At 59.5% G+C, this 23182-nt stretch carries 16 protein-coding genes; 6 read left to right on the top strand and 10 right to left on the bottom strand.

What is annotated here, in order from left to right; translation table 11 throughout:
* Positions 1-309 precede the first annotated feature (309 nt).
* The gene (dkgB, locus tag JJD74_RS13570; protein WP_200614630.1) at positions 310-1113 is read left to right on the top strand and encodes a 2,5-didehydrogluconate reductase DkgB; all 804 of its coding nucleotides are present in this window, start codon (positions 310-312) and stop codon (positions 1111-1113) included.
* Positions 1114-1130: 17 nt separating this feature from the next.
* Here dkgB and JJD74_RS13565 read toward each other — a convergent pair whose 3' ends face one another.
* The 9 genes from JJD74_RS13565 to JJD74_RS13525 form a co-directional block, all read right to left on the bottom strand.
* The gene (locus tag JJD74_RS13565) at positions 1131-4349 is read right to left on the bottom strand and encodes a transporter substrate-binding domain-containing protein (protein ID WP_200614628.1); all 3219 of its coding nucleotides are present in this window, start codon (positions 4347-4349) and stop codon (positions 1131-1133) included.
* 10 nt (positions 4350-4359) lie between these two features.
* On the bottom strand, positions 4360-4986 hold the full coding sequence (locus JJD74_RS13560) for a response regulator transcription factor (protein ID WP_042558579.1): 627 nt from the start codon (positions 4984-4986) through the stop codon (positions 4360-4362).
* A gap of 135 nt (positions 4987-5121) precedes the next feature.
* Positions 5122-5544: a chemotaxis protein CheY gene (locus JJD74_RS13555; protein ID WP_115147592.1), complete on the bottom strand. Its 423-nt coding sequence runs from the start codon at positions 5542-5544 to the stop codon at positions 5122-5124.
* Positions 5545-5629: 85 nt separating this feature from the next.
* Complete coding sequence (locus tag JJD74_RS13550) at positions 5630-6838, bottom strand: EAL domain-containing response regulator (protein ID WP_200614964.1); 1209 nt, start codon at positions 6836-6838, stop codon at positions 5630-5632.
* A 94-nt stretch (positions 6839-6932) separates the two neighbouring features.
* The gene (locus JJD74_RS13545) at positions 6933-7322 is read right to left on the bottom strand and encodes a hypothetical protein (RefSeq protein WP_200614626.1); all 390 of its coding nucleotides are present in this window, start codon (positions 7320-7322) and stop codon (positions 6933-6935) included.
* A gap of 186 nt (positions 7323-7508) precedes the next feature.
* Positions 7509-8225, bottom strand: a complete 717-nt coding sequence (locus JJD74_RS13540; RefSeq protein ID WP_042558576.1) for an MgtC/SapB family protein — start codon at positions 8223-8225, stop codon at positions 7509-7511.
* Between the two features lie 142 nt (positions 8226-8367).
* Positions 8368-11067: a magnesium-translocating P-type ATPase gene (gene mgtA, locus JJD74_RS13535; RefSeq protein WP_200614623.1), complete on the bottom strand. Its 2700-nt coding sequence runs from the start codon at positions 11065-11067 to the stop codon at positions 8368-8370.
* A 613-nt stretch (positions 11068-11680) separates the two neighbouring features.
* Positions 11681-13015 (bottom strand): lysine N(6)-hydroxylase/L-ornithine N(5)-oxygenase family protein, encoded by a 1335-nt coding sequence (locus tag JJD74_RS13530; protein WP_200614620.1) that lies wholly within the window; start codon positions 13013-13015, stop codon positions 11681-11683.
* 132 nt (positions 13016-13147) lie between these two features.
* A complete protein-coding gene (locus JJD74_RS13525; RefSeq protein ID WP_042558573.1) occupies positions 13148-13630 on the bottom strand; it encodes a sigma-70 family RNA polymerase sigma factor in 483 nt (160 codons plus the stop codon).
* A gap of 322 nt (positions 13631-13952) precedes the next feature.
* On the opposite strand from JJD74_RS13525, the gene JJD74_RS13520 reads away from it, so the two are divergent.
* Genes JJD74_RS13520 through JJD74_RS13510 form a run of 3 tightly spaced genes read left to right on the top strand, consistent with a single transcriptional unit; the run spans position 13953 to position 18492 of the window.
* Positions 13953-15116, top strand: coding sequence for an efflux RND transporter periplasmic adaptor subunit (locus JJD74_RS13520; protein WP_200614618.1), 1164 nt, complete (start codon positions 13953-13955; stop codon positions 15114-15116).
* Positions 15117-17090: a MacB family efflux pump subunit gene (locus JJD74_RS13515; RefSeq protein WP_200614616.1), complete on the top strand. Its 1974-nt coding sequence runs from the start codon at positions 15117-15119 to the stop codon at positions 17088-17090.
* 7 nt (positions 17091-17097) lie between these two features.
* A complete protein-coding gene (locus JJD74_RS13510) occupies positions 17098-18492 on the top strand; it encodes an efflux transporter outer membrane subunit (protein WP_200614614.1) in 1395 nt (464 codons plus the stop codon).
* A 189-nt stretch (positions 18493-18681) separates the two neighbouring features.
* Here JJD74_RS13510 and pvdP read toward each other — a convergent pair whose 3' ends face one another.
* Complete coding sequence (gene pvdP / locus JJD74_RS13505; protein ID WP_047300429.1) at positions 18682-20307, bottom strand: pyoverdine maturation tyrosinase PvdP; 1626 nt, start codon at positions 20305-20307, stop codon at positions 18682-18684.
* A 208-nt stretch (positions 20308-20515) separates the two neighbouring features.
* Here pvdP and pvdM point away from each other — a divergent pair, with 208 nt between their 5' ends.
* Both pvdM and pvdN read left to right on the top strand, forming a co-directional pair.
* A complete protein-coding gene (gene pvdM, locus JJD74_RS13500) occupies positions 20516-21886 on the top strand; it encodes a pyoverdine-tailoring dipeptidase-like protein PvdM (RefSeq protein WP_047300428.1) in 1371 nt (456 codons plus the stop codon).
* Positions 21883-23169, top strand: coding sequence for a pyoverdine-tailoring periplasmic protein PvdN (gene pvdN, locus JJD74_RS13495; RefSeq protein WP_200614611.1), 1287 nt, complete (start codon positions 21883-21885; stop codon positions 23167-23169). Before pvdM ends, pvdN begins: the two co-directional genes overlap by 4 nt.
* Positions 23170-23182: the final 13 nt, after the last annotated feature.

Here is a 23182-nt window from a genome sequence, read left to right as displayed (position 1 = left end):
GCACTAGACGGCAAAAATCAGCTTCAGCGTTCTATCTGGAGGACAGTGAACTTCGGCAGCCTCAAGACCGAGTCGCGGCGATCGCTGGCAAGCCAGCTCCCACAGGTTTTCGGGATGTAAATACAATTCAGCACCAACACAATTCCCTGTGGGAGCGAGCTTGCTCGCGAAGAGGCCAGGCCAGACATCACAAGTCTCGGAATTGATTCATGATTTCTGATCAACAATGCTTTGCGCTACCAACGGTTTTTCCCACGAAAGCAAACGCGGATACTCCCGGCCATTCCCACTGCAACCCCTGGAGTCTTCATGTCTGTTCCCGCTTTCGGCCTTGGTACGTTCCGCCTGCAAGGCCAGGTGGTCATCGATTCAGTGAGCACCGCCCTCGAACTCGGCTATCGGGTCATCGACACTGCACAGATCTATGAGAACGAAGCCGACGTCGGCCAGGCCATCGCCGCTAGCGGCATCCCACGTGAAGAGCTGTTTATCACCAGCAAGATCTGGGTTGCCAACTTCGCCAAAGAGCGCCTGATCGACAGCCTTAAAGAGAGCCTGCAAAAACTGCAGACCGACTACCTCGACCTGACGTTGATCCACTGGCCATCGCCGGACGATCAAGTGCCCGTCGAAGAGTTCATGACGGCCCTGCTGGAAGCCAAGCGTTTGGGCCTGACCCGGCAGATCGGTATTTCCAACTTCACCATCGACCTGATGAAACAGGCGATTGCTGCAGTCGGTGCCGACAACATCGCGACCCATCAGATCGAGCTGCATCCGTACCTGCAAAACCGCAAAGTAGCCGGGTTCGCCCAGAGTCAGGGCATCCACATCACCTCATACATGACCCTCGCCTATGGCGAAGTGCTGAAAGACCCTCTGATCCAGCAGATCGCCGAACGCCTGCACGCCACCCCGGCGCAAGTCACTCTGGCTTGGGCCATGCAGTCGGGTTTTGCGGTGATTCCGTCATCGACCAAACGCGCCAACCTGCAAAGCAATCTCGGCGCCACGACCCTGACGTTGAGCGATGCCGACATGGCGCAAATCGCCACACTGGATCGCGGCCATCGCCTTACCAGCCCGAAAGGCATTGCGCCTGACTGGGATTAATCAGCGCGACTGAATGCTCAGCCCTGAAGACGCTGCGCGAGACCATTCATGGCCTCGCGCAGCGTATGGATCGCCATGATCACGGTATCGGCTTCGGCCTCGATACACGCCTGTTCAAGACCCGCGCAAGCTGCCACCACACGCGCTGCCCCCACCATCTGCGCGCCGCCCTTGATGTGATGGGCCAGTTCGCGCAACCCGTCGCTGTCATGCTCGTGGTTCAACTCGTCGAGGCGTTGCAGATCGTGGTGCAGGCTGCGCAAAACTTCTTCACGCAGGTGATCAATCATCGAGTGATCATCGCCGGCCATCTGCTCCAGCGCGCTCAGGTCGATTTCTGTCAGGGCCATGTCTTCGACCGGTTCGACACCACTGTCGCAATGGCTGGCCCCCGTCAACGCCTGCTGCAAATCGTGCAAGCGAATCGGTTTGAACAGGCATTCGTCCATGCCGGCATCGAGGCAACGAACCGTCTCCTCGACCTGAGCATTGGCGGTGAACCCGATCAACAGACAAGGCGCGCGGCCGCTCGCGGCTTCTTCGTCACGGATGGCCCGCGCCAGTTCATAGCCGTTGCGCCGCGGCATGTTGCAGTCGGTGATGACCACGTCGAAGGGCTGTGTCCGCCAACGTTCCAGTCCTTCATAGCCATCTTCGGCGGCAATCGTTCGATGGCCCAGCTCACTCAACTGCCAGCACAGCAACAAACGGTTCACCGGATGATCATCCACCACCAGAACGCTCAGTGGGCACACAGGCATATCCTGCGTCAGCGGTGTTGCCGGGGCATGCGCGATACCGGCCAGCAGCGGCAGTTCGAGGTTGACCTGCACTTGCGTACCGCGACCCGGCTCGCTGTCGAGGTGCAACCAGCCGCCCATCATTTCGCAGAGGCTGCGACTGATCACCAAGCCCAATCCGGAACCACCGCGCGCCGATTGAGCGTTATTGCTCGCCTGTACGAAAGGGCTGAACAACCGTTGCCGATCCTGCGCACTGATGCCAATCCCGCTGTCTTTGATGACCACTTTCACGGCCAGTCGCTCAGCCGACACCGCTGTCACTTTCAGCCACAGGCTCACCTCGCCGTCTTCAGTGAACTTGATAGCGTTGCTGAGCAAGTTCGACAACACTTGTTTGAAGCGCGTCGGGTCAATCAATACATCGACGTCACTGTGCTCACCCAACTCGACGTGCCACAACAGGCACTTCTGTCGCGCCAGTCCTTCAAACACCCGGCACACCGACACCACCAGTTCCCGCAGGTTTGCCCGCTCGGGAGCCAGGGACAAATGCCCGGTTTCAATACGCGCGATGTCGAGGATGTCGCCGATCAGTGCCAGCAACTGTTGCCCGGCATTGGATGCCACCTGAATGGCCAGGCGATCGGTCACGCCCTCATCGGCACGTTTGAGCGCCAGCTCGAGCATCCCGATCAATGCATTCATTGGCGTACGAATTTCATGGCTCATAGTCGCCAGAAACGTGGTTTTGGCCCGATTGGCGTCGTCCGCGGCGTCCTTGGCCTGCTGCAATTGTTGCAACCACTGCTGACGCTGACGGATCTGTCTGCGCTGCAAACCGATCCAGATCAGCGCCGCCAACAGCAGGCTCGCCGCCCCTGCAAAACCCAGCAGAATCTCGCGGCGATGTCGTAGCCAATAGCTCTCTTCCACCACCACATCATGACTCCAGCGTGCAACCAGTTCGTCCATCTGTTGCGGAGCGATGCTCAGCAATGCCTTGTTCAGGATCGAATGAAGCATCGAAGATTGTGGTGCGGTGGCCAGGGCAATACGGGCCGGTTGATCGCCAATGGTGCTGGCAATACGCAGACGCTCGCGATGCTGACGGGCAATCACAAATCGCGCCACCAGCAACGAACTGACGGTGGCGTCTGCCTGCCCCCTGGCAATCAACGCTATGCCTTCGGCGGGGCTTTTGACTTCGACAAAACGTAATGCCGAGACCCGTTCCTGCAAATAGCCGCGCAACGGGTGGCCGCGATAAATCGCCAGCCGTTTACCCACCAACTCATCGAGGTTGCGCGGGCTTGCCTCGGTTGTCGCACTGACCAGCACAAACGGATTGCTCATGTAGGCCCGAGTGAATCGCAGTTCGTTTTCACGCTCGCTGCTGGGCGTCACCACGGGTAGCACGTCAAGCTCACCGACCTGCAGTTGCTCGATCTGTCGATCCAGCGACTGCCCGCGCACGACCTCGAAATTCAGCCCGCTGCGCTGACTGATCAGGCTCAACAGTTGTGCCGCCAGCCCACTGAAACGCCCATCCGCGTCAAAAAAACTCAGCGGGGCAAAATCTTCGACACCGCCGACCCGCACCACCGGATGTTGATCCAGCCACTGCTGCTCTGCGGCACTGAGCTGCACCCGTGTTTGTTCAGCCATCTCGGCAAGACCGACGCTCCAGCGCTGTTCGATACGTTGCCGATGCTCCATGGGAATCGCCGCCAACGCGTTGTCGACGAGACGTTTGAGGCGCACATCGCTGCGCATCAGCGCAAAGCCGAACGGGTTGGCATCAAGTCCCGCGGGCCCTGCCAATTGCAGGTCATTTCGATAATTGGTGTTGATCAAGTAACTGGCACTGATGAAATCGCCCAGATAAACATCATCCGCACCGAACGCCACGGCTCCCAGTGCATCCATTGCCGAGGCGTAAAGTTGCACGCTCGCTTCAGGGTAGAACGCCTGCACCGTCGCCAGCTGCATGTAATCCTCGACCATGGCGACACGCTTGCCCGAGAGATCCATCGGCATGGATTCTTCGAGCCGGGTAACCAGCATTGGCTGATCTTCGGCATAGGGTCGGGACAGAACGATCGCAGGGTCGGCGATCTCAAAACTGTTGGATGTCCCCAATACATCGAGATCGCCACGTTTGAGTGCCGCCATCACCGCATCCCGGTTGGCAAAACGCCGGACTTCGACTCTGAGGCCCAGCAGTTGCGCCAGCAGGTCGGCGTAATCGGCTGTGAGCCCTTCCAGTTCATGCTGATTGCGGGTGATCTCGAACGGTGGGTAATCGCGACCTGAAATGCCCATCCGCAACACCGGATGCTGACGCAACCATTGGCGGTCTTGTTCGTCCAGACGGATCTGGACATTATCCAGCCCGGAGCGAGTCAGCACCTCGAGAACCTGCGGCGCTTCACTCGCCCAGCAAGAGGTAACAAGGCTAAGCCACAGCCAAAAGGCACGCCCTCCCTGGCTCATGTCCGGCTACTCAGATCAAATGATTGCGCTTGGCGAAATCGCGCAAGTGCACCGCTGTACCCATCCCGAGCTTCTTCATCAGTCGGGTTTTATATGTACTGACCGTTTTATGGCTGAGGTGCATGTCCTCGGCAATTGTCTTGTTGGGCTTGCCCTGCGCCAGTTGCACGAAAATGCTCAACTCTCGATCGGAGAGCTGATCGATCATCTGTTTTTCCGTGGTTTGCACTGCATTCAACACGCTGAAGTTGTCCGGCATCGCGGAAAAATAGGTGTAGCCCGCCATCACTGCCTGAATGGCTTTGTGCAGCTGTTGCAGTTGATTGGTCTTGGTGACGTAAGCCATCGCCCCAGCGCGCAGACACCGCTCCTGGAAAAACAAGGCTTCGTGAGTACTGAACACCAGAAGTTTGCACTTAAGGTCGTTGGCCTTGATTCGAGCCATGACGTCCAGCCCGTCGAGTGCTGGCAGACCCAAGTCAAGCACGACCAACCGGGGCTGGTGCTCGCGAATCATTTGCAGCACCTCGTTGCCACTGGACGCCTCGTGAATCTCCTTGAAACCCTCGGATTGCAGCACGATTCGGATGGCGGCGCGCACCACTGGGTGGTCGTCGACGATCAGCGCTGACTTCATTTCCACTCCCACTAAAAAATCTGGCAATAAGATCACCGGGATCGGCTGATCCAGACTCAATGGCTGCGCAGCGACTGTTGCACGCAATGGAATGGAAATCACCTGTCAGATCTGACAGTTGCGGCGCGAGTATTTTTATGCATAGGCCCGACGCTGCTCAACCACGGCCTGTTTCCACTGGGGTGCGTCGACCAACGCCATCAAGTGCCTGATTGCCTGTTCATTGGGCAGCGCCGCATGACTGATCTGCACGTTCTCCTGCGCGAAACCTGATTTCACCTGCAACGGCGCCGAAGGTTCGTTGTAAATCAGCGCATGCCGCACCTGGGGGTTGTCGAGAAAAAACCCCAGCAGATCCAGCGACCCCATCGCCAGTTCAGCGTTGATAACCACCACGTCGAACGGTTCGCAGCCGTAGTCCACCAGCGTCAACAGCTCGGCGATACTCTGCACCGGGGCAACGCGGTAGTAGTTGAGGCCGTTGAACAGACGCTCGACTTTCATCCGGTGAAAATGCTGCGGATCGGCGATAAGGATACGCAGGGCTTTATTGATCATGGTCAATCTCCCGGTGATCAGGTTTTTCAGTGCGGCAAGACTACGCAACCTCAACGGCAGGTTCTGTAGGACATTTCCTAAAAAGTCATTCGCCCGAGATCTGCCGATAACTGCGCCGTTGCAGCCAGTTCAGCAAATCGGTTCCGGCCATCGGTCTTGCGTACCAATACCCCTGCCCTTGCGTGCATCCCAGTGCCAGCAGCTCGCGGCGCTGCGCATCGGTCTCGATGCCCTCGATCACCACGGTCATGCCGAGGGTTTCGCCAAGCGCCAAGGTGCTGCTGATTGCTGCCCGGCAACGGGGTTCACGCTCAAGGTTACGAATGAAATCACCGTCAAGCTTGATCTCGTTGAAGGGCAACTGACACAAGCGTTGCAGCGAGGAAAACCCGGCCCCGAAGTCGTCGATCGACAAGCGACACCCCATCATCCGCAACCGCACCAGGCTTTCCAGGCTGGTAGCCGGCGCTTCCAGCAAACCGCTCTCGGTCAGTTCAAAGGTCAGGCCCGCGCCTTGAGCGGCGTGGCGCGCCAGAATGTCTTTGAGGGAGGCGGTCAGCTCAGCGTTGGCCAACTGCACGGCTTGCAGGTTGAACGCCAGATTCAGGAAGAAACCCTGCTCCCGGGCGCTTCGCTGAATATCCAAAGCCTGATCGAGCTGAGAGAACAGCAACGCGTCGAGCAGGCCACAGCGTTCCAGCACCGGCATGAACAGCGCGGGCGAAATAATGCCGCGGGTTGGATGCAGCCAGCGGCAGAGCACTTCTACACCGCAGACTTCACCGCTGCGCAGATTGAATTTTGGCTGATACCAGGCGTGCAGCTGCCCATCGGCCAGTGCCCGCCGCACGGACACTTCACTCGCCAGAGTGACGAACGCAGGCGCAGCCTCGAGAAGGCTCGGCCGCTCAACATATTTGTCCAGCAGATCACCCAGCACCTGGGCATGCAGTGGTTTGCCGACATCGCCCAGCAGGTCCAGACCGAGCAGCGTCACCATTTGATGCACCGCGCGGCGCAGATCGGCCGACAACGAGCTGCTGATGATGACCGACTTTACCTGCCCGGACGCGCCTACGCGTTGCAAGAACTGCAGGCCGTCCATGCCCTCCATTTGCAAGTCGCACAGGGCAATGTCTACGCAGCCGATGTCCTTCAACAGGGCCAGTGCCTGCGCGCCGTCACTGGCTTCGTAAATCTGCCGGAACCCCAGGCTTTGCAAGATGCTGACCGCAACCGAGCGTTGGAACGCGTGATCTTCGAGCACCAGAATTCGAAGCGGCTGAAGGGGCATGATCGTTGCCTCGAGGATGGTGGAATTGGCACAAGTGTCCGGCGTTTCTGCGCAGAACTCGTTAGGAAAAGTCTCAAATCTCATGGGACTTTTCCTAAATATCGAGGTGTTCAAGGAGTGCAGCCAGGGTTTGCCGGTCCGGCGTACGGATCAGCGTCAACTGGCGTCGCTGGTTGGCATAAATCGTTTCTGCCTGTGCCTGGCCACGGCGTGCGTCATAAATCACACCGTGACGAATCTGCGAATTGCTCTGGAAAAACCGCACCGGATCAATCCCGGCGGCAGCGATCAGCACACCGTTGATGACCAGCAGATCAAAGTGCTCGAACGGTTCGAACGAGTAATGGGTCACGCCCAGCAGTTCACGAAACGAACGCACCGGTGTGAGCGTGCGATATCCCAGTTCGTTGAGGGACTTGCAGATTCGGTTGCGCTCGATGAGTTGCTCTTCAGCAACGAGAATTCGCCAGTGTTTGTAGGACATTGATTTCGCCGGCCGTAGGAAATGTTTCCAATCAGCGGAACACTCTAATCAATGCACGCAGCAAAACATGTAGGACAAGTCTGATAAACGAGCGGGATTTCTGGAGGCGAACCAAGAAGAAAGCCACACCGCAATCACCGGCGTGGCTTACTTGATTGATCAAAGGCAGTGGATGTCTTAGGAACGTCATTCAGTCGTACTCGGACTCCAGAATGCCTGCACCACGAGCGCCGACGTCGAGATCCGCGCGATCAGTGCATCCAGCTCATCGCCGTCCACCGAAGTGGTCGCCAGCGTCGCTTCGATCTCGACTTCGTCGGCGCCAAAGGCGTGCACATCGACGTCGCTGGCCGGATAGTTGCTGCGTTCCAGCTCGGCTTCGAGTAAGGCGAGCACAGCTTTTTGCTGTGAACGTCGGGCGATCACGTAGACGATATTGGTGACTTCGGCCGAGACCACGTCCAGTGGCTGGCGGTTGATGTTATTGACGATCGGCCGCAGCAACGTATTGGCGGCGAGGATGAACAGCGTGCCCAGCACGGCTTCGGCCAGCAGGTCGGCACCGGCGCAGGCACCCACCGCAGCGGAGGTCCACAGGGTGGCAGCGGTGTTGAGACCGCGCACGTTGCCTTCCTCACGCATGATTACACCGGCACCGAGAAAACCGATGCCGGAGACAACGTAGGCCACCACGCGCACCGCGCCCTCGGCCCCGGCGAGACGGTTGGCCATGTCGACAAAAATCGCCGCGCCGACCGCCACCAGCACGTTGGTCCGCAGGCCGGCGGTGCGTTGCCGGTACTGTCGCTCGAAGCCGATCAGGCCGCCGAGAAGGAATGCGGCGCTGAGGCTGATCAGGGTGTCGAGCAGCGAGGTAAGGTTGAGGTTGTTGATGGCTTGCATAGTCTTGTCCTTGAAAACATACCAATCCCCTGGCGGAGCGAGCCTGCTCGCGAAAGCGGTATGTCAGCCAACATAAATGCAACTGACACGACGCCTTCGCGAGCAGGCTCGCTCCCACACGGGGAACAGCGTTGTACTGCTGTTACTGCCAGCCAAACCGGCGGATGTAGAAACCTTTCACTGCCTGAGTCAGCGCCATGTACGCCAGCAGAATCACCGGCAGGAACACGAAGTACATCGACGGCAACGCCTGCAATTTGAAGTAGTGCGCCAGCGGCCCCATCGGCAGGAAGATGCCGACCGCCATGATGATTCCGGTCATCACCAGCAGCGGCAGGGCTGCACGGCTTTGCACGAACGGAATCTTTGGCGTGCGGATCATGTGCACGATCAGCGTCTGGGTCAGCAGGCCCACCACGAACCAGCCGGACTGGAACAGCGTCTGGTGATCCGGGGTGTTGGCATCAAATACGTACCACATCAAGGCGAACGTTGTGATGTCGAAAATCGAACTGATCGGCCCGAAAAACAGCATGAAGCGCCCGACATCGCCCGGCTGCCAGCGTTGCGGTTTCTTCAGCATCTCCTCATCGACGTTGTCGAACGGAATGGCAATCTGCGAAATGTCGTAGAGCAGGTTTTGCACCAGCAGGTGCATCGGCAGCATCGGCAGAAACGGAATAAACGCACTGGCAACCAGCACCGAGAACACGTTGCCGAAGTTGGAACTGGCGGTCATCTTGATGTACTTGAGCATGTTGGCGAAGGTGCGACGCCCTTCGAGTACGCCCTCCTCCAGCACCATCAGGCTCTTTTCCAGCAGGATGATGTCTGCCGCTTCCTTGGCGATGTCCACCGCGCTGTCCACTGAAATGCCGATGTCGGCGGTGCGCAACGCCGGCGCGTCGTTGATGCCATCACCCATGAAGCCGACTACATGGCCGTTACCCTTGAGGATGCGCACGATGCGTTCCTTGTGCGACGGCGTCAGCTTGGCAAAAACGTTAGTGTTTTCCACCGCCACGGCCAGTTCGGCGTCGCTCATGCGCTCGATGTCGTTGCCCATCAGCAGGCCTTGCTGAGCGAGGCCGACTTCGCGGCAGATCTTCGCCGTGACCAGCTCGTTGTCACCGGTCAGCACTTTCACCGCCACGCCATGTTCGGCCAAAGCCTTGAGCGCCGGTGCGGTGCTTTCCTTCGGTGGATCGAGAAACGCCACGTAACCGATCAGCGTCAGTTCTTGCTCATCAGCCAGGCTGTAGGTGTCGCGCCCCTCAGGCATCGAGCGGGCCGCTACTGCCACCACGCGTAAGCCTTCAGCGTTGAATGCTGCGGTGACCTGACGAATCCGGGTCAGCAATTCATCGCTCAAGGCTTCATCGACGTCGCCGTGACGCACACGGCTGCACACCGCCAGCACTTCTTCCACCGCGCCTTTGCAAATCAGTTGATGCGCCTGGCCGCGCCCTTCTACCACCACCGACATGCGCCGGCGATTGAAGTCGAACGGGATCTCATCGACCTTGCGAAACGCTGTGCCGACCTTCAGCTCACGGTGGACTTCCACATGTTCCAGCACGGCCACGTCCAGCAGGTTTTTCAGGCCGGTCTGGTAGTAGCTGTTCAGGTAAGCCATTTCCAATACGTCGTCAGAGTCTTCGCCCCAGACATCAACGTTGCGTGCAAGGAAGATCTTGTCCTGGGTCAGCGTGCCGGTCTTGTCGGTGCACAGCACGTCCATGGCGCCGAAGTTCTGGATCGCGTCGAGACGTTTGACGATGACTTTTTTGCGTGACAGAAATACCGCGCCTTTGGCCAGTGTCGAGGTGACGATCATCGGCAGCATTTCCGGGGTCAGCCCGACCGCAACCGACAGCGCAAACAGCAGTGCTTCGGTCCAGTCGCCCTTGGTGAAACCATTGATGAACAGCACCAGCGGCGCCATCACGAACATGAAGCGGATCAGCAACCAGCTGACTTTATTGACGCCTTGCTGGAACGAAGTGACCGCACGATCGGTAGCACCGACACGCTGCGCCAGCGCACCGAAATAGGTGCTGTTGCCAGTGGTGAGAATCACCGCCACCGCAGTGCCAGACACAACGTTGGTGCCCATGAACAGGATGTTGTCCAGCTCCAGCGGATTGCGTGTATCGCGATCAGCCTGACGCGGGAATTTCTCCACCGGCATCGATTCACCAGTCATCGCGGCCTGACTGACGAACAGGTCTTTGGCGCTGAGCACCCGGCAATCGGCGGGAATCATGTCGCCGGCCGACAACACAATCAGATCGCCTAGCACCAATTGTTTGATCGGCAACTCGCTGCGCGGCGCATCACGTCGCATTACTGTGGCGGTGTTGCTGACCATCGCTTTAAGCGCGTCGGCAGCCTGGTTGGATTTGCTTTCCTGCCAGAAGCGCAGCAGCGTCGACAGCACCACCATGGAGAAAATCACCACGGCTGCTTTAAGGTCTTCGGTCAGCCACGAGATCACCGCAAGCAGCGTCAGCAGCAGGTTGAACGGGTTTTTGTAGCAGTGCCACAGGTGGGTCCACCACGGCAGCGGCTGCTCGTGTTCGACTTCATTGAGGCCGTATTGCGCACGCAGTGCATCGACTTCGAAATCGGTAAGGCCATCGGAGTGCGTACCCAGTGAAGACAGCAATGCCGAGCTGTCGCTGTGCGCCGCATCGACCAGCGTATTGGCCAGAGTTGGCGGGACTTCACGGCTGACCGTGGTGTCGTTGATGGTTTCCAGCAACGCCAGGCGGCGGAAGTGCCGGGCGATGTGGCGGGTACGCAGAAAACCTGCGAAAAATTCCTTGAGCGTAAATTTCATGGCTGTTGCCCCTGTGGTCAGCCGGGAAACCGTCAAGCAGGTACGACCGCGCCTCGTCCGCCGGAAAAACCGGCACAACAAGGCATGGCGCGCCGGTCAGAAAAGACAGGCGTGTCGATAGGGCTGCGATGGCGACTTTAAAGTCGACATCACGCTCTGTTCAGCGTCGATGAGAAGGACGTCGAGACATGACCAAGGACTGGTCATGTACGGGATGCCGCTGCTCGCTTTTACGGCGAGACAACGGCAAAAAAAATGCGCGTTATCTTGCCGAGAATCTGCCGGTTACCGAGACCGGCCGACAACTGTCACTCGAACAAGTACCCACTGTGGGTCTCCGCTATTGATGAAAACGCGCGAAGCTTACGCCTCGATGTCTGGAGAGTAAACCCGTGAAAAGCATTGTGGCGGGGAATGTGCTGGATCTTCAGGAAGCGTTCAGGAGGGGCTTTTTGCTGTTCTTGAGGGCCCCTTCGCGAGCAGGCTCGCTCCCACAGGGAATCTCCAGCGAACACGGTTTTTGTATTCATCAAAGAACCAAATGTGGGAGCGAGCCTGCTCGCGAAGGCGGTGGCTCATCAACGGTGATGGCGGTGTATCAGGCGGCGCAGATTCAGCTGGCAGTCGCCAACAGCAAATCCGCCATCGAACGGTGCCCTCGATGCTTGCCATGTTCATACAGCGAGCCCGCAATCTCATCGGCACGAATCGGCAGCACCGACAGCAACGTGTCGCTCAAACCATGGCTGGCCTGGCAGAAGCCCTGCATGTAAATGCCAGCCTTGCAGCGCTCATCGGTGATCAGTTTGTAGTTGCGATCAACCTCGAACTCGCCCAGGTATTCTTCCAGCGGCGCCAGCAATTTACGGTGCATCTGACGCTCGTAACCGGTGGCCAGTACCACGGCGTCGTACAGGCGCACGCTGACTTCGCCAGTGGCGTTGTTGCGTACCGCCAACTCGATGCCGTGTTCGGTGGCGGTAGCACTCTCAACGGTGGTCAGGGTGCGGAACGCATGACGGGCAATTCCGGAAACCTTCTGGCGATAGAAGATGCCGTAGATGCGCTCGATCAGGTCAATGTCGACCACCGAGTAGTTAGTGTTGTGGTACTCGTTGACCAGACGCTCACGCTCGGCGCTGTTCTGCTGGAACACCAAGTCAGTGAACTCCGGCGAGAACACTTCGTTGACGAACGGGCTATCGTCCGCCGGCTTGAGGGCCGAGCCGCGCAAGATCATGTCGACCTGCACCGACGGGAACGAATCGTTCAGGTCGATGAACGCTTCCGCCGCGCTCTGCCCGCCACCGATGATCGCAATGCTCATCGGCTGATTGTGGACGCACGGCTGCCTGGCCATCTGCGACAGGTATTGCGAATGATGGAACACACGGTTGTCGCCCTTCAGCGACTTGAACGCCTCGGGAATACGCGGCGTGCCACCGGCACTGACCACCACCGAACGGGTGGTGCGTACATGTTGCTGGCCATCGCTGCCACGGGAAATAACGCGCAGTGCTTCAACCTGGTGGTTATGCAGCACCGGCTCGATGGTCAGCACTTCTTCGCCATAACGGCTCTGCTCGGTGAATTGCCCGGCTACCCAGCGCAGGTAATCGTTGTACTCCATGCGGCACGGATAGAAGGTGCCCAGGTTGATGAAATCCACCAGACGACCGTGGTACTTGAGGTAATTGACGAACGAGTACGGGCTGGTCGGATTGCGCAGGGTCACCAGATCCTTGAGGAAGGAAATCTGCAACTCGCTCTGGGTCGACAGAGTATTGCCGTGCCAGCTGTAGTTGGCCTGCTTGTCGAGGAACAGCACATCCAGTTCGCCCTGGGTCGGCCCGCGCTCTTGCAGCGCGATGGCCAGCGCCAGGTTCGAAGGGCCGAAACCGACGCCGATCAGGTCGTGAACGATGGGCGATGCAATTGCCTGTGTCATTTCCAGTGTCCTCTGGATGAACCCCTCAACCTCGGGGATAAAGCCTGAATGACCTGACCGGCCCGAAGCAGGACAGCAGGTCGTCTGTTGAGTAGGAACGAGGACGGTGAAAAAAAATTTAACGGGGAAGGATCAATGGGCGTCCCATTGTTTGATGCGCAGGCGGCAATGTTTCATGGCATTGACGATGTGTTTTTCCACCAGAGCCTTGGAAATACCGAGGCTCTCGGCAATTTCGTTGTGGGACAGACCTTCTATCTTGCGCAGCAGAAAACTGTCACGACACAGCGGTGACAATTCTGCCAGCGCTCGCTGGAGCATCTCCAGGCGTTGACCGTGATCGAGGGTGCCGTGGGGAGACGGAGTGAAATAACGCTCTTCATTGTCGAGCACTTCAAGGGATTCGACCTGCCGCAAGGCATTGCGTCGATGATCGTCGATGACCAGATTCAGCGCGGTGCGATAAAGGAACGCCCGGGGTTGTTCGATCGGCGTGTCGCTGGAGCGTTCCAGCACCCGCAGATAGGCGTCATGCACCACATCTTCGGCAACCTGACGGTTGCCCAGCTTGGCGTTCAGGAAACACACCAGCTCGCGATAGTAGTTTTCCAACATGACTCCTGGCCGCAACGACGCGGTTTTTGTCCTTGGGCTCACCCATCCGCCCTGCACTAACAGGCAGTAGCAAGATAGTGGCAACTTAAGTGCGTAATTTATAGTAATTCTCATATAGATTTAAAGTCTTGTTTCCACATACCAGCCGAATAGTGTCGGACGGGCACCTGTTACCTGATGTGTTAGCGCTTAAATTCCCTCGTACATTCATCGTTTACATGACAGCTCCCCGTTTCTGTCGTGCCTTGCGACAGCGTTCAAGTGCCCGAACATTCCGTGCACCTGCTGAACGTCGGGCCGAACCCACTGGCCGGAACCCTGCATGAAACGTCCCCGCCCCGCCCGACGCGCCTTGTTCGCCGCCCTCTGTCTGATTCCCGTGATCGCCGTCGCGGCATGGCAAGTCCTGCCGCCGGGACGCGACACCCTGGCGACCGTACAAGTGACCCGCAGCAATATCGAAAACAGCGTGACAGCACTGGGCACTTTGCAGCCGCGACGCTATGTAGACGTCGGCGCACAGGCCTCGGGGCAAATCCAGAAGATCCACGTCGAGGCAGGTGATGCGGTCAAGGAAGGCCAACTGCTGGTGGAAATCGATCCGTCGACGCAAAAAGCCAAACTCGACGCAGGTCGTTTCTCCATCGAAAACCTCAAGGCCCAATTACAGGAACAGCGCGCTCAGCACGACCTGGCGCAGCAGAAATACCAGCGCCAACAGAAACTCGCCGCCGGCGGCGCCACCCGCGAGGAGGACGTGCAGACCGCCCATGCCGAAGTCCGCGCCACCCAGGCACGCATTGACATGTTTCAGGCACAGATTCGTCAGGCCCAGGCAAGTCTGCGCAGCGACGAAGCGGAACTCGGCTACACGCGCATCTTTGCACCAATGAGCGGCACCGTCGTCGCTGTGGGCGCGCGCGAAGGCCAGACACTCAACGCGCAACAACAGACGCCACTGATCCTGCGCATCGCGCGGTTGTCGCCAATGACGGTGTGGGCCGAAGTTTCCGAAGCGGACATCGGCCACGTCAAACCCGGTATGACCGCCTACTTCACCACCCTCAGCGGTGGCAGCCGGCGCTGGAGCAGCACGGTGCGGCAGATTCTCCCGGTGCCCCCGCGCCCCCTTGAGCAAAACCAGGGCGGCAGCCCCACCGGCGGTCGCAGTGGCAGTGAGCGAGTGGTGCTCTACACCGTACTGCTCGACGTCGACAACACAGACAACGCCCTCATGACCGATATGACCGCTCAGGTGTTCTTCGTCGCACAAAACGCGCAGGACACCCTGACAGTGCCGAGCACTGCCTTGCAACCGGGCTCGCGCCCGCAATGGCAACTGGCGCAGATCGTCGCTGCCAACGGGGAAATCCAGTCGCGCGAAGTCCGCACCGGCATCAGCGACCGATTACGTACACAAGTCCTCGAGGGCCTGGCCGAAGGCGATCACATTCTCAGCGCTCCCGCTGTAGGCAACGGAGGCTGAATGCAAACGCCCCTGATTGACTTGCGCCAGATCCGCAAAGCCTACGGCGGCAACGACAGCCCGCTGGTGGAGGTATTGCGCGGCATCGATCTGTCGATTCACGCCGGCGAATTCGTGGCCATCGTCGGCGCCTCCGGCTCCGGCAAGTCGACGTTGATGAACATCCTCGGTTGCCTCGATCGCCCGACCAGCGGCGAATACCGCTTTGCCGGTGAAGACGTTGCGCAACTGGACACCGACGAACTGGCGTGGCTGCGTCGCGAGGCATTCGGCTTTGTGTTTCAGGGTTATCACCTGATCCCGTCCGGCTCCGCACAGGAAAACGTCGAGATGCCGGCCATCTACGCTGGCACGCCTGCGGCCGAACGACACGCCCGGGCCAGCGCATTGCTGGAACGCCTGGGGCTGGGCAGCCGCACCGGCAATCGCCCGCACCAGCTCTCCGGCGGTCAACAGCAACGCGTATCAATTGCCCGAGCACTGATGAACGGCGGCCACATCATTCTCGCCGACGAACCTACCGGCGCCCTCGACAGCCACAGCGGCAAAGAAGTCATGGCCCTGCTCGACGAGCTCGCCAGCCAGGGCCATGTGGTGATTCTCATCACTCACGATCGCGAGGTGGCGCAACGTGCCAAGCGCATTATCGAAATTCGTGACGGCCTGATCATCAGCGATACCGCCGAGCAACCGGGTGCCCCTGCCCGTACCGCCAATTCCGGCGCCTTGCAGGCAGTGGATCTGCGCCAGCGCCTGAGCGCCGGCAGCACCGAGACCGGCGCCTGGCGGGGCGAACTGCTGGATGCCGTGCAAGCGGCCTGGCGGGTGATGTGGATTAACCGTTTCCGCACCGCGCTGACGCTGTTGGGGATTGTCATCGGTGTCGCGTCAGTGGTGGTGATGCTGGCGGTCGGCGAAGGCAGTAAACGCCAGGTGATGGCGCAAATGGGGGCGTTCGGCTCCAACATCATTTACCTCAGCGGCGCGGCACCCAACCCGCGCACGCCACCGGGCATCATCACCCTCGATGACGTTGCCGAACTTGCAACCCTGCCCCAGGTGGAACGAATCATGCCGGTCAACGGCTCGACCGCCGGCGTGCGCTTCGGCAACGCCGACCACTCCAGCTACGTCGGCGGCAACGACACCAATTTCCCGATCATCTTCAATTGGCCGGTGGTACAGGGCAGCTACTTCACTCAGGCCGATGAAGACAGCGCCGCCGCAGTCGCGGTGATCGGCACCAAGGTTCGCGACAAATTGCTCAAGGACGTGGCTGACCCGATCGGTCAATACATCCTGATTGAAAACGTTCCGTTCCAGGTGCTCGGCGTGCTGGCGGAAAAAGGCTCAAGCTCCGGCGACTCGGACAGCGACAACCGGATTGCCGTGCCGTACTCGGCGGCCAGTACGCGCCTGTTCGGCAGTCGCAACCCGGAATATGTCGTGATCGCCGCCAGGGACGCACGCAAAGTCAAAGACGCCGAACAGGCCATCGAGCAATCGATGCTGCGCCGGCACAACGGCAAAAAGGATTTCGAGCTGACCAACAACGCCGCCATGATCCAGGCCGAGGCTCGCACCCAGGGCACGCTGTCACTGATGCTCGGCGCCATCGCCGCCATTTCCTTGCTGGTCGGCGGCATCGGCGTGATGAACATCATGCTCATGACCGTCCGTGAACGCACCCGCGAGATCGGCATTCGCATGGCCACCGGCGCCCGTCAGCGCGACATCCTGCGCCAGTTCTTGACCGAAGCGGTGATGCTCTCCGTGGTCGGTGGCATTGCCGGCATCAGCCTGGCGATGCTGGTCGGCGGCGTTCTGTCGTTCAGCGGCGTAGCGATCGCATATCAATGGATGGCCGTAATCGGTGCCTTCGCCTGCGCCCTGGTCACCGGTGTCATCTTCGGCTTCATGCCTGCCCGCAAGGCCGCCCGGCTCGATCCGGTCACAGCCCTTACCAGTGAATGATCAACCTATGAAAGCGCAACTGACATTGATTGCCGCCAGCCTGTTACTGGCGGCCTGCAGCAGCCCTGCGCCACGCCCTGACAGCGGCGTGCAATCACCGCCCGCCTGGCAATCGCCAGACCATCGCGGCGCGGTGCAAAGCAATCGCCAATGGTGGACGCAGTTCGGCAGTCGCGAACTCGATCAACTGGTCGAACAGGCACGACTGGGCAGCCATGACCTCGGCGCGGCCGTTGCCCGCGTCAGACAGGCGCAGGCCAGCGCGACGGTTGCCGGGGCCCCGCTGTTGCCCGAACTCAAGGCCGGAATCAATGCCAATCGGCAGAAGCTTCTGCACGGCAAAGGCTACAGCCAACTGGATGTCAACCCGGACAATCGCTCGCTGGATTACTACGACGCCGAGCTGAGCGCCAGTTACGAAATCGATTTCTGGGGCGGTAAACGAGCCGCCCGTGACAGCGCCGTGTTCGGTGTGCAGGCCAGTGAGTTTGATCGCGCCACGGTCGAGCTGACCTTGCAAAGCGGCGTCGCCAACAGCTACGCCCAGGCGCTCGCCTTGCGTGAGCAGGCGCGCATTGCCGAACTCAATCTGGCCAACGCGCAAAACGTGCTGCACCTGGTGCAAACCCGCTTCGATGCAGGCAGCGCCACCGCGCTGGAACTGGCCCAGCAAAAAAGTCTGGTGGCCGAGCAACAGCGCAAATTGCCGCTGGTGCAGCAACAGGCCCGCGAAGCGCTGATCACCCTCGCCGCCCTGCTCGGTCAACCGGTGCAGGCGCTGTCCTCGCCTCAGCAGGCATTCGCGCAATTGCAGTGGCCCAACATCGCCAGTGGCGTGCCCAGCGATCTGCTGAGTCGACGTCCGGACATCGCCAGCGCAGAAGCCAGACTGGCGGCGGCCCAGGCTGATGTCACCGTAGCCCGCGCGGCCATGCTGCCAAAAATCACCCTCACCGCCAGCCTCGGCACCGGTGCCGATCTGGCGGCGGATCTGCTGCGCACAACGTTCTACAACCTGTCATCCGGATTGACGGCGCCGATCTTCAACAACGGGCGCTTGAGCGCCGAACGCGACAAGGCCAAGGCCCGTCAGGATGAATTGCTGGAGACCTATCGCGGGGCGATCATCAATGGCTTCGCCGATGTCGAAAAAGCCCTGAGCACCATCCGTGGCCTCGATGAGCAACGGCAGTGGCAAAGCGAAGAATTGGGTCAGGCGCAAACCGCCTTCGACATCGCGCAAAGCCGTTATCAGGCGGGTGCCGAAGACTTGCTCACCGTACTGCAAACCCAGCGCACCTTGTATGCGGCGCAGGACATGAACGTGCAACTGCGCCTGTCGCGACTGCAGGCGAGCATTGCCTTGTACAAAGCGTTGGGCGGTGGCTGGCAAGTTATCTGACAGCGAACACTCACACTCTCTTTTACCGAACCAAAAACCTGTAGGAGCTGCGGCACGCTGCGATCTTTTGATCTAGAAAAACAAGTCAAAAGATCGCAGCGTGACGCACCTCCTACAGGGGGTATTGCGTTGTGTCGGATGGGTGACGGGCAAAAAGAATCGCAGCTTCGGGCTGCGATTTTTTTGCGCTTAAAGTTGCCGGCCTTTCACCTTCAAATGCCTGGCGTACCACGGTCGCTGCGGCACCTTGCGAAACAGATCGGCCATGTTGTCTTCGTCGCCGAAAGTGATGCGCAGCGCCAGTTTCATGGTCTCCGGATCCATCTCCACCGAACGCCCGACTTGCAGGCCGGGCACGCTGCTGCAGCCATGGGTGTCGGGGCCCAGCCAGGGGTCATCGACTTCCACCCAACGCCCCGGCGCAAACCACGGCACGCCGTTGACCTCGAGGCGACTGACTTCCCCCGGGTGAAAACGCTCGTGGGCGCGGAACCAGTCTTCAAGCCGATCATCGATCCAGCCATGAAAACGCCAGAACACCGGGTTCACATGGGAGGAAAACGGATCGCCGAGAAAGTCGTTTTCCGGGGCATACCAACGCGCGGCGAAATCCGCCTGATCCCGCGCCATTGGCACTGGAATGTTGTTGGACGGGTCGCGGGCCACCGATGCCCAGCGCATATGCAACCAGTCGTGCAGGCCCAGTTCGACTTCCGAGCCGAACTGGCCGAGGGTGAGTTTCGACAAGTAGCGCGGATCGCGGTACTGCGACTCCCACACCTGAAAATTACTGTGATAGGTTTCGGCCGCTTTGATGTCGCTGACCCACTTGGTGTACTCGTCGTCGCCTTCGGTCAGCCACGTTGGCGGCAATGCGTTGCCGTCGTGATTGTCGAAGTAGCGGGCGAAGCCCTGACGGTCACGCTCCAGCTCCGGCTGCGGCATGGGGAATGCCTGCCATGACGGCAAGTCTTGCATCGAACGGGCTTTGCCCAGCATGTGTCGATGCATGAAGAAAAAATCGATGCCCGAGCCGTTGCGATCCTTACGCGGCCCACGGGCATCACGCTCCTTGTCCCGTGGGCCAGGTTGCCAGCCGATACCACGCAACGCATCACGTTTTTTTTCGGAGAGTTTGTGCCACTTGTCCCGCGACGCGTGCCAGAGCTGATGGAACAGCCGATGTTCGGGCGCTACCAGCCACGCCAGAAACGCCGGATTCAACCCGACTCTTTCTCGGGCTTCGGGAAACCGTCGCTTGATCGCGATGAAGTGATTGTCGAGTTCTGGTAGACCCAGCGCGCGATCCAGTCGCAGCACTTGCCCGGTAAACGTGCCGCTGCCAGCGTTGCCGAACGCGGCCCAGACTTCGTCCAGTTTTACTTTGAATTCGTACACCGCCGGCGCTTGCGGCGCATCGCTGCGCATCAGACGCCAGAACATCTCGGCGCCATTACCCGGCGCCAGATCGCCGATGACTTGATAACGCAGTGGCGCCTCGGAACGCAGGTTAGCCCCCGTGTCGAGATAACCGCGCAAACCGCGGCCACGGTGGGCAATGTCGAGAAACAGCTCCAGACCTTCATTGGGCAAGCCATCCAGTCCAGCGGCAGCACCAGTGAAACGAATGTCCCACACGCCGCGCAAACTGTCCGCCAACTGCTGACCGGCCGTGTCTGCCAGGTCGACCGTGGCCTCTCCCGGGGTGATCGGAAACTCCTCACGGGTCAGTTCACGATGTGCATAAAAAGCGGCAGGCAGCGCGGCGCCCGTGAGTGCCATGCCCGCCATGAACCAGCGTCGAGAGATCGTCATTGCCCTACCTGTGTCAGCCATGAAGCAGGCTTTATCCAAGCTAGAACGTTTGCTCGCCGAGGAAATTTATGGCCGCGGCGAAAGATCCCGGCATTCGCCGTCGCCTTTTCACCTTCCGCCCCTAAATTACCCGCTCCGCCGCTCGTTCCTCCCAGATAGCAAAGGCCCCTGCGCCTGAACCTCGACGGCGAACCTGAATGAGATGGCAATGACAAAACCGCGTTCGAAAAAGGCTCTATTTATCGGCCTGCCGCTGGCCTTGGCGATCAGCGCCGGCGCAGGGTTTCTGGCTTGGGATTACTGGTTTCGGGACAACCCCGGCTATCCGGTCAAAGTGATGAAGCAGGCGACCGAACTGCAGGATCGCATCCTCTCTTTCGACAGCCACATCACCGTGCCGTTGAGCTTCGGCACTCACGGCAACGAAGCCGACAAGGATGGCTCGGGGCAGTTCGACCTGATCAAGGCCAACCGTGGACGGCTGTCCGGCGCGGCACTGACCGTATTTGGCTGGCCGGAAATGTGGAACGGCCCGAATGCACCGCACCGCCCGACCGAAGGTTTTGTCGAGGAAGCGCGCAATCAGCAGGAAGTGCGCTACAAGATCATTTCCGGGATGGTGCGCGACTTCCCCAATCAGGTCGGCATCGCCTATACCCCGGATGATTTCCGCCGTCTGCACGGTGAAGGCAAATTTGCGATTTTCATCAGCATGCTCAACGCCTATCCACTGGGCAACGACCTGAGCAAACTGGACTTGTGGGCCGGACGCGGCATGCGCATGTTCGGCTTCAGCTATATCGGTAACAACAGCTGGGCCGACTCTTCGCGCCCGCTGCCCTTTTTCAATGACTCTCCCGACGCGCTCGACGGTCTCTCGGACATCGGCAAACAAGCCGTGCATCGCTTGAACGATCTGGGGGTGATCATCGACGTCTCGCAGATGTCGACCAAAGGTCTGGAGCAAGTCGTGCAGTTGAGTCGTACGCCGATTGTCGCCTCGCACTCGGCACCGCGAGCGGCGGTGGATATTCCACGCAACCTCAGCGACAAAGAGCTGCAACTGATCAAAAACAATGGCGGCGTAGTGCAGGTGGTCGGCTTTTCGCAGTACCTCAAACCGCTGACTCAAGGCACCCAGGACAAACTCAACGCCCTGCGCGCACGCTTCGACCTACCGCCACTGCCGAACCTGGCCATGGCCCTGATGCCGGGCGATCCGATCATCACCGCCTGGTCCGAACAGAAGCTCGGCCAGTACGCCAGCGGCCTCTACGGCATTCTTGAAGAGGAGCCGAAAGCGACCCTCAAGGATCTCGGCGACGCCATCGATTACACCGTGCGCAAGATCGGCATCGACCACGTCGGCATCGCTTCGGACTTCAACGATGGCGGCGGCATCAAGGGCTGGGAAAACGTCGGCGAAATCCGCAACGTCACCGCCGAACTGATCCAGCGCGGCTACTCCGAAGCGGACATTGCCAAGCTGTGGGGCGGCAACTTCCTGCGCGTTTGGGATCAAGTGCAAAAGGCTGCAAAACCTGCACTGGTTTCTCGTCAGGATGCGGCCAAGCCATGACTGACCGTCGTACATTCCTGAAACAGGCCGGCGTACTCGCCGCTGCCCTGCCCCTGGGTTCCAGCCTTGCCTGCGCGACCGCTGCCACCCCTCACCCTGCGCTGCCGGGCAACAAATGGGCGCAATTGCGCCAGTTGTTCGATCAGGATCCGCAGGCCATTCACTTCGCCAATTTCCTGATCACTTCGCATCCCAGGCCCGTGCGCGAGGCCATCGAACGCCATCGCGCAGCGCTGGATCTGAATCCGGGACTGGCGATGGACTGGGACCTGGGCGTCACCGAACAGCACGAAGAAAACGTGCGGGTCTGGGCCGGCAAGTACCTGCAAGCCAAACCGAGCCAGATCGCTCTCACCGGCAGCACCACCGAAGGCCTGGCGATGATTTATGGCGGCGTACATGTTCGCCCGGATCAGGAGATCCTGACCACAGTTCACGAGCATTACTCAACCCGCAACATTCTCGAATTCCGTAGCCGGCGCGACGGCACACAAGTTCGCAAACTCAAGCTGTTCGACACTGCGCAAAGCATTTCGCTGGATCAGGTACTCGACACCATCAACCGCAACATCCGCCCGCAAACTCGTGTGCTGGGTATGACATGGGTGCATTCGGGCAGCGGAGTGAAGTTGCCGATCGCCGACATCTCGCGTCTGGTCGATGAACACAATCGCGGACGCGACGACAAGGATCGGCTGATTTACGTGGTCGATGGTGTGCACGGATTCGGTGTCGATGACCTGAGCTTCGCGCAGATGAACTGCGATTTTTTCATTGCCGGCACCCACAAGTGGATGTTCGGCCCACGCGGCACCGGCATCGTCTGCAGCCGCAGCGAAGAGGTGAAATACGTCAGCCCCAGCGTGCCGACGTTCTCCGAAGCCACGACGTTTGGCACCACCATGACCCCGGGCGGTTACCACGCCTTCGAACATCGCTGGGCGCTGGACGAAGCCTTCAAGTTGCATCTGCAACTGGGCAAGGCCGACGTGCAGGCACGCATTCATCAGCTCAACAGCTACCTGAAACAGCGCCTGCGCGAACAGTCGAACATCGAACTGGTAACCCCGCTCGATCCGAAGTTTTCCGCCGGTTTCAGCTTCTTCCGGGTCAAGGGCCAGGACAGTGATGAAGTGGCCGCTTACCTGATGAACAACCGGGTGATCTGCGATGCCGTCAGCCGCGATGTCGGTCCGGTGATTCGTACGTCACCAGGGCTGCTGAACAACGAAACCGAAGTCGACCGGTTCATGGACATCCTCGGTAAAAAACTGCGCGCCTGATTCCTCGACTCCA

The organism is Pseudomonas sp. MF6776, from assembly GCF_016613125.1.
Taxonomy (GTDB): Bacteria; Pseudomonadota; Gammaproteobacteria; order Pseudomonadales; family Pseudomonadaceae; genus Aquipseudomonas; species Aquipseudomonas iridis.
The sequence above is the reverse complement of the archived record's forward strand: the minus strand, read 5'-3'. Positions and strand labels throughout refer to the sequence as shown.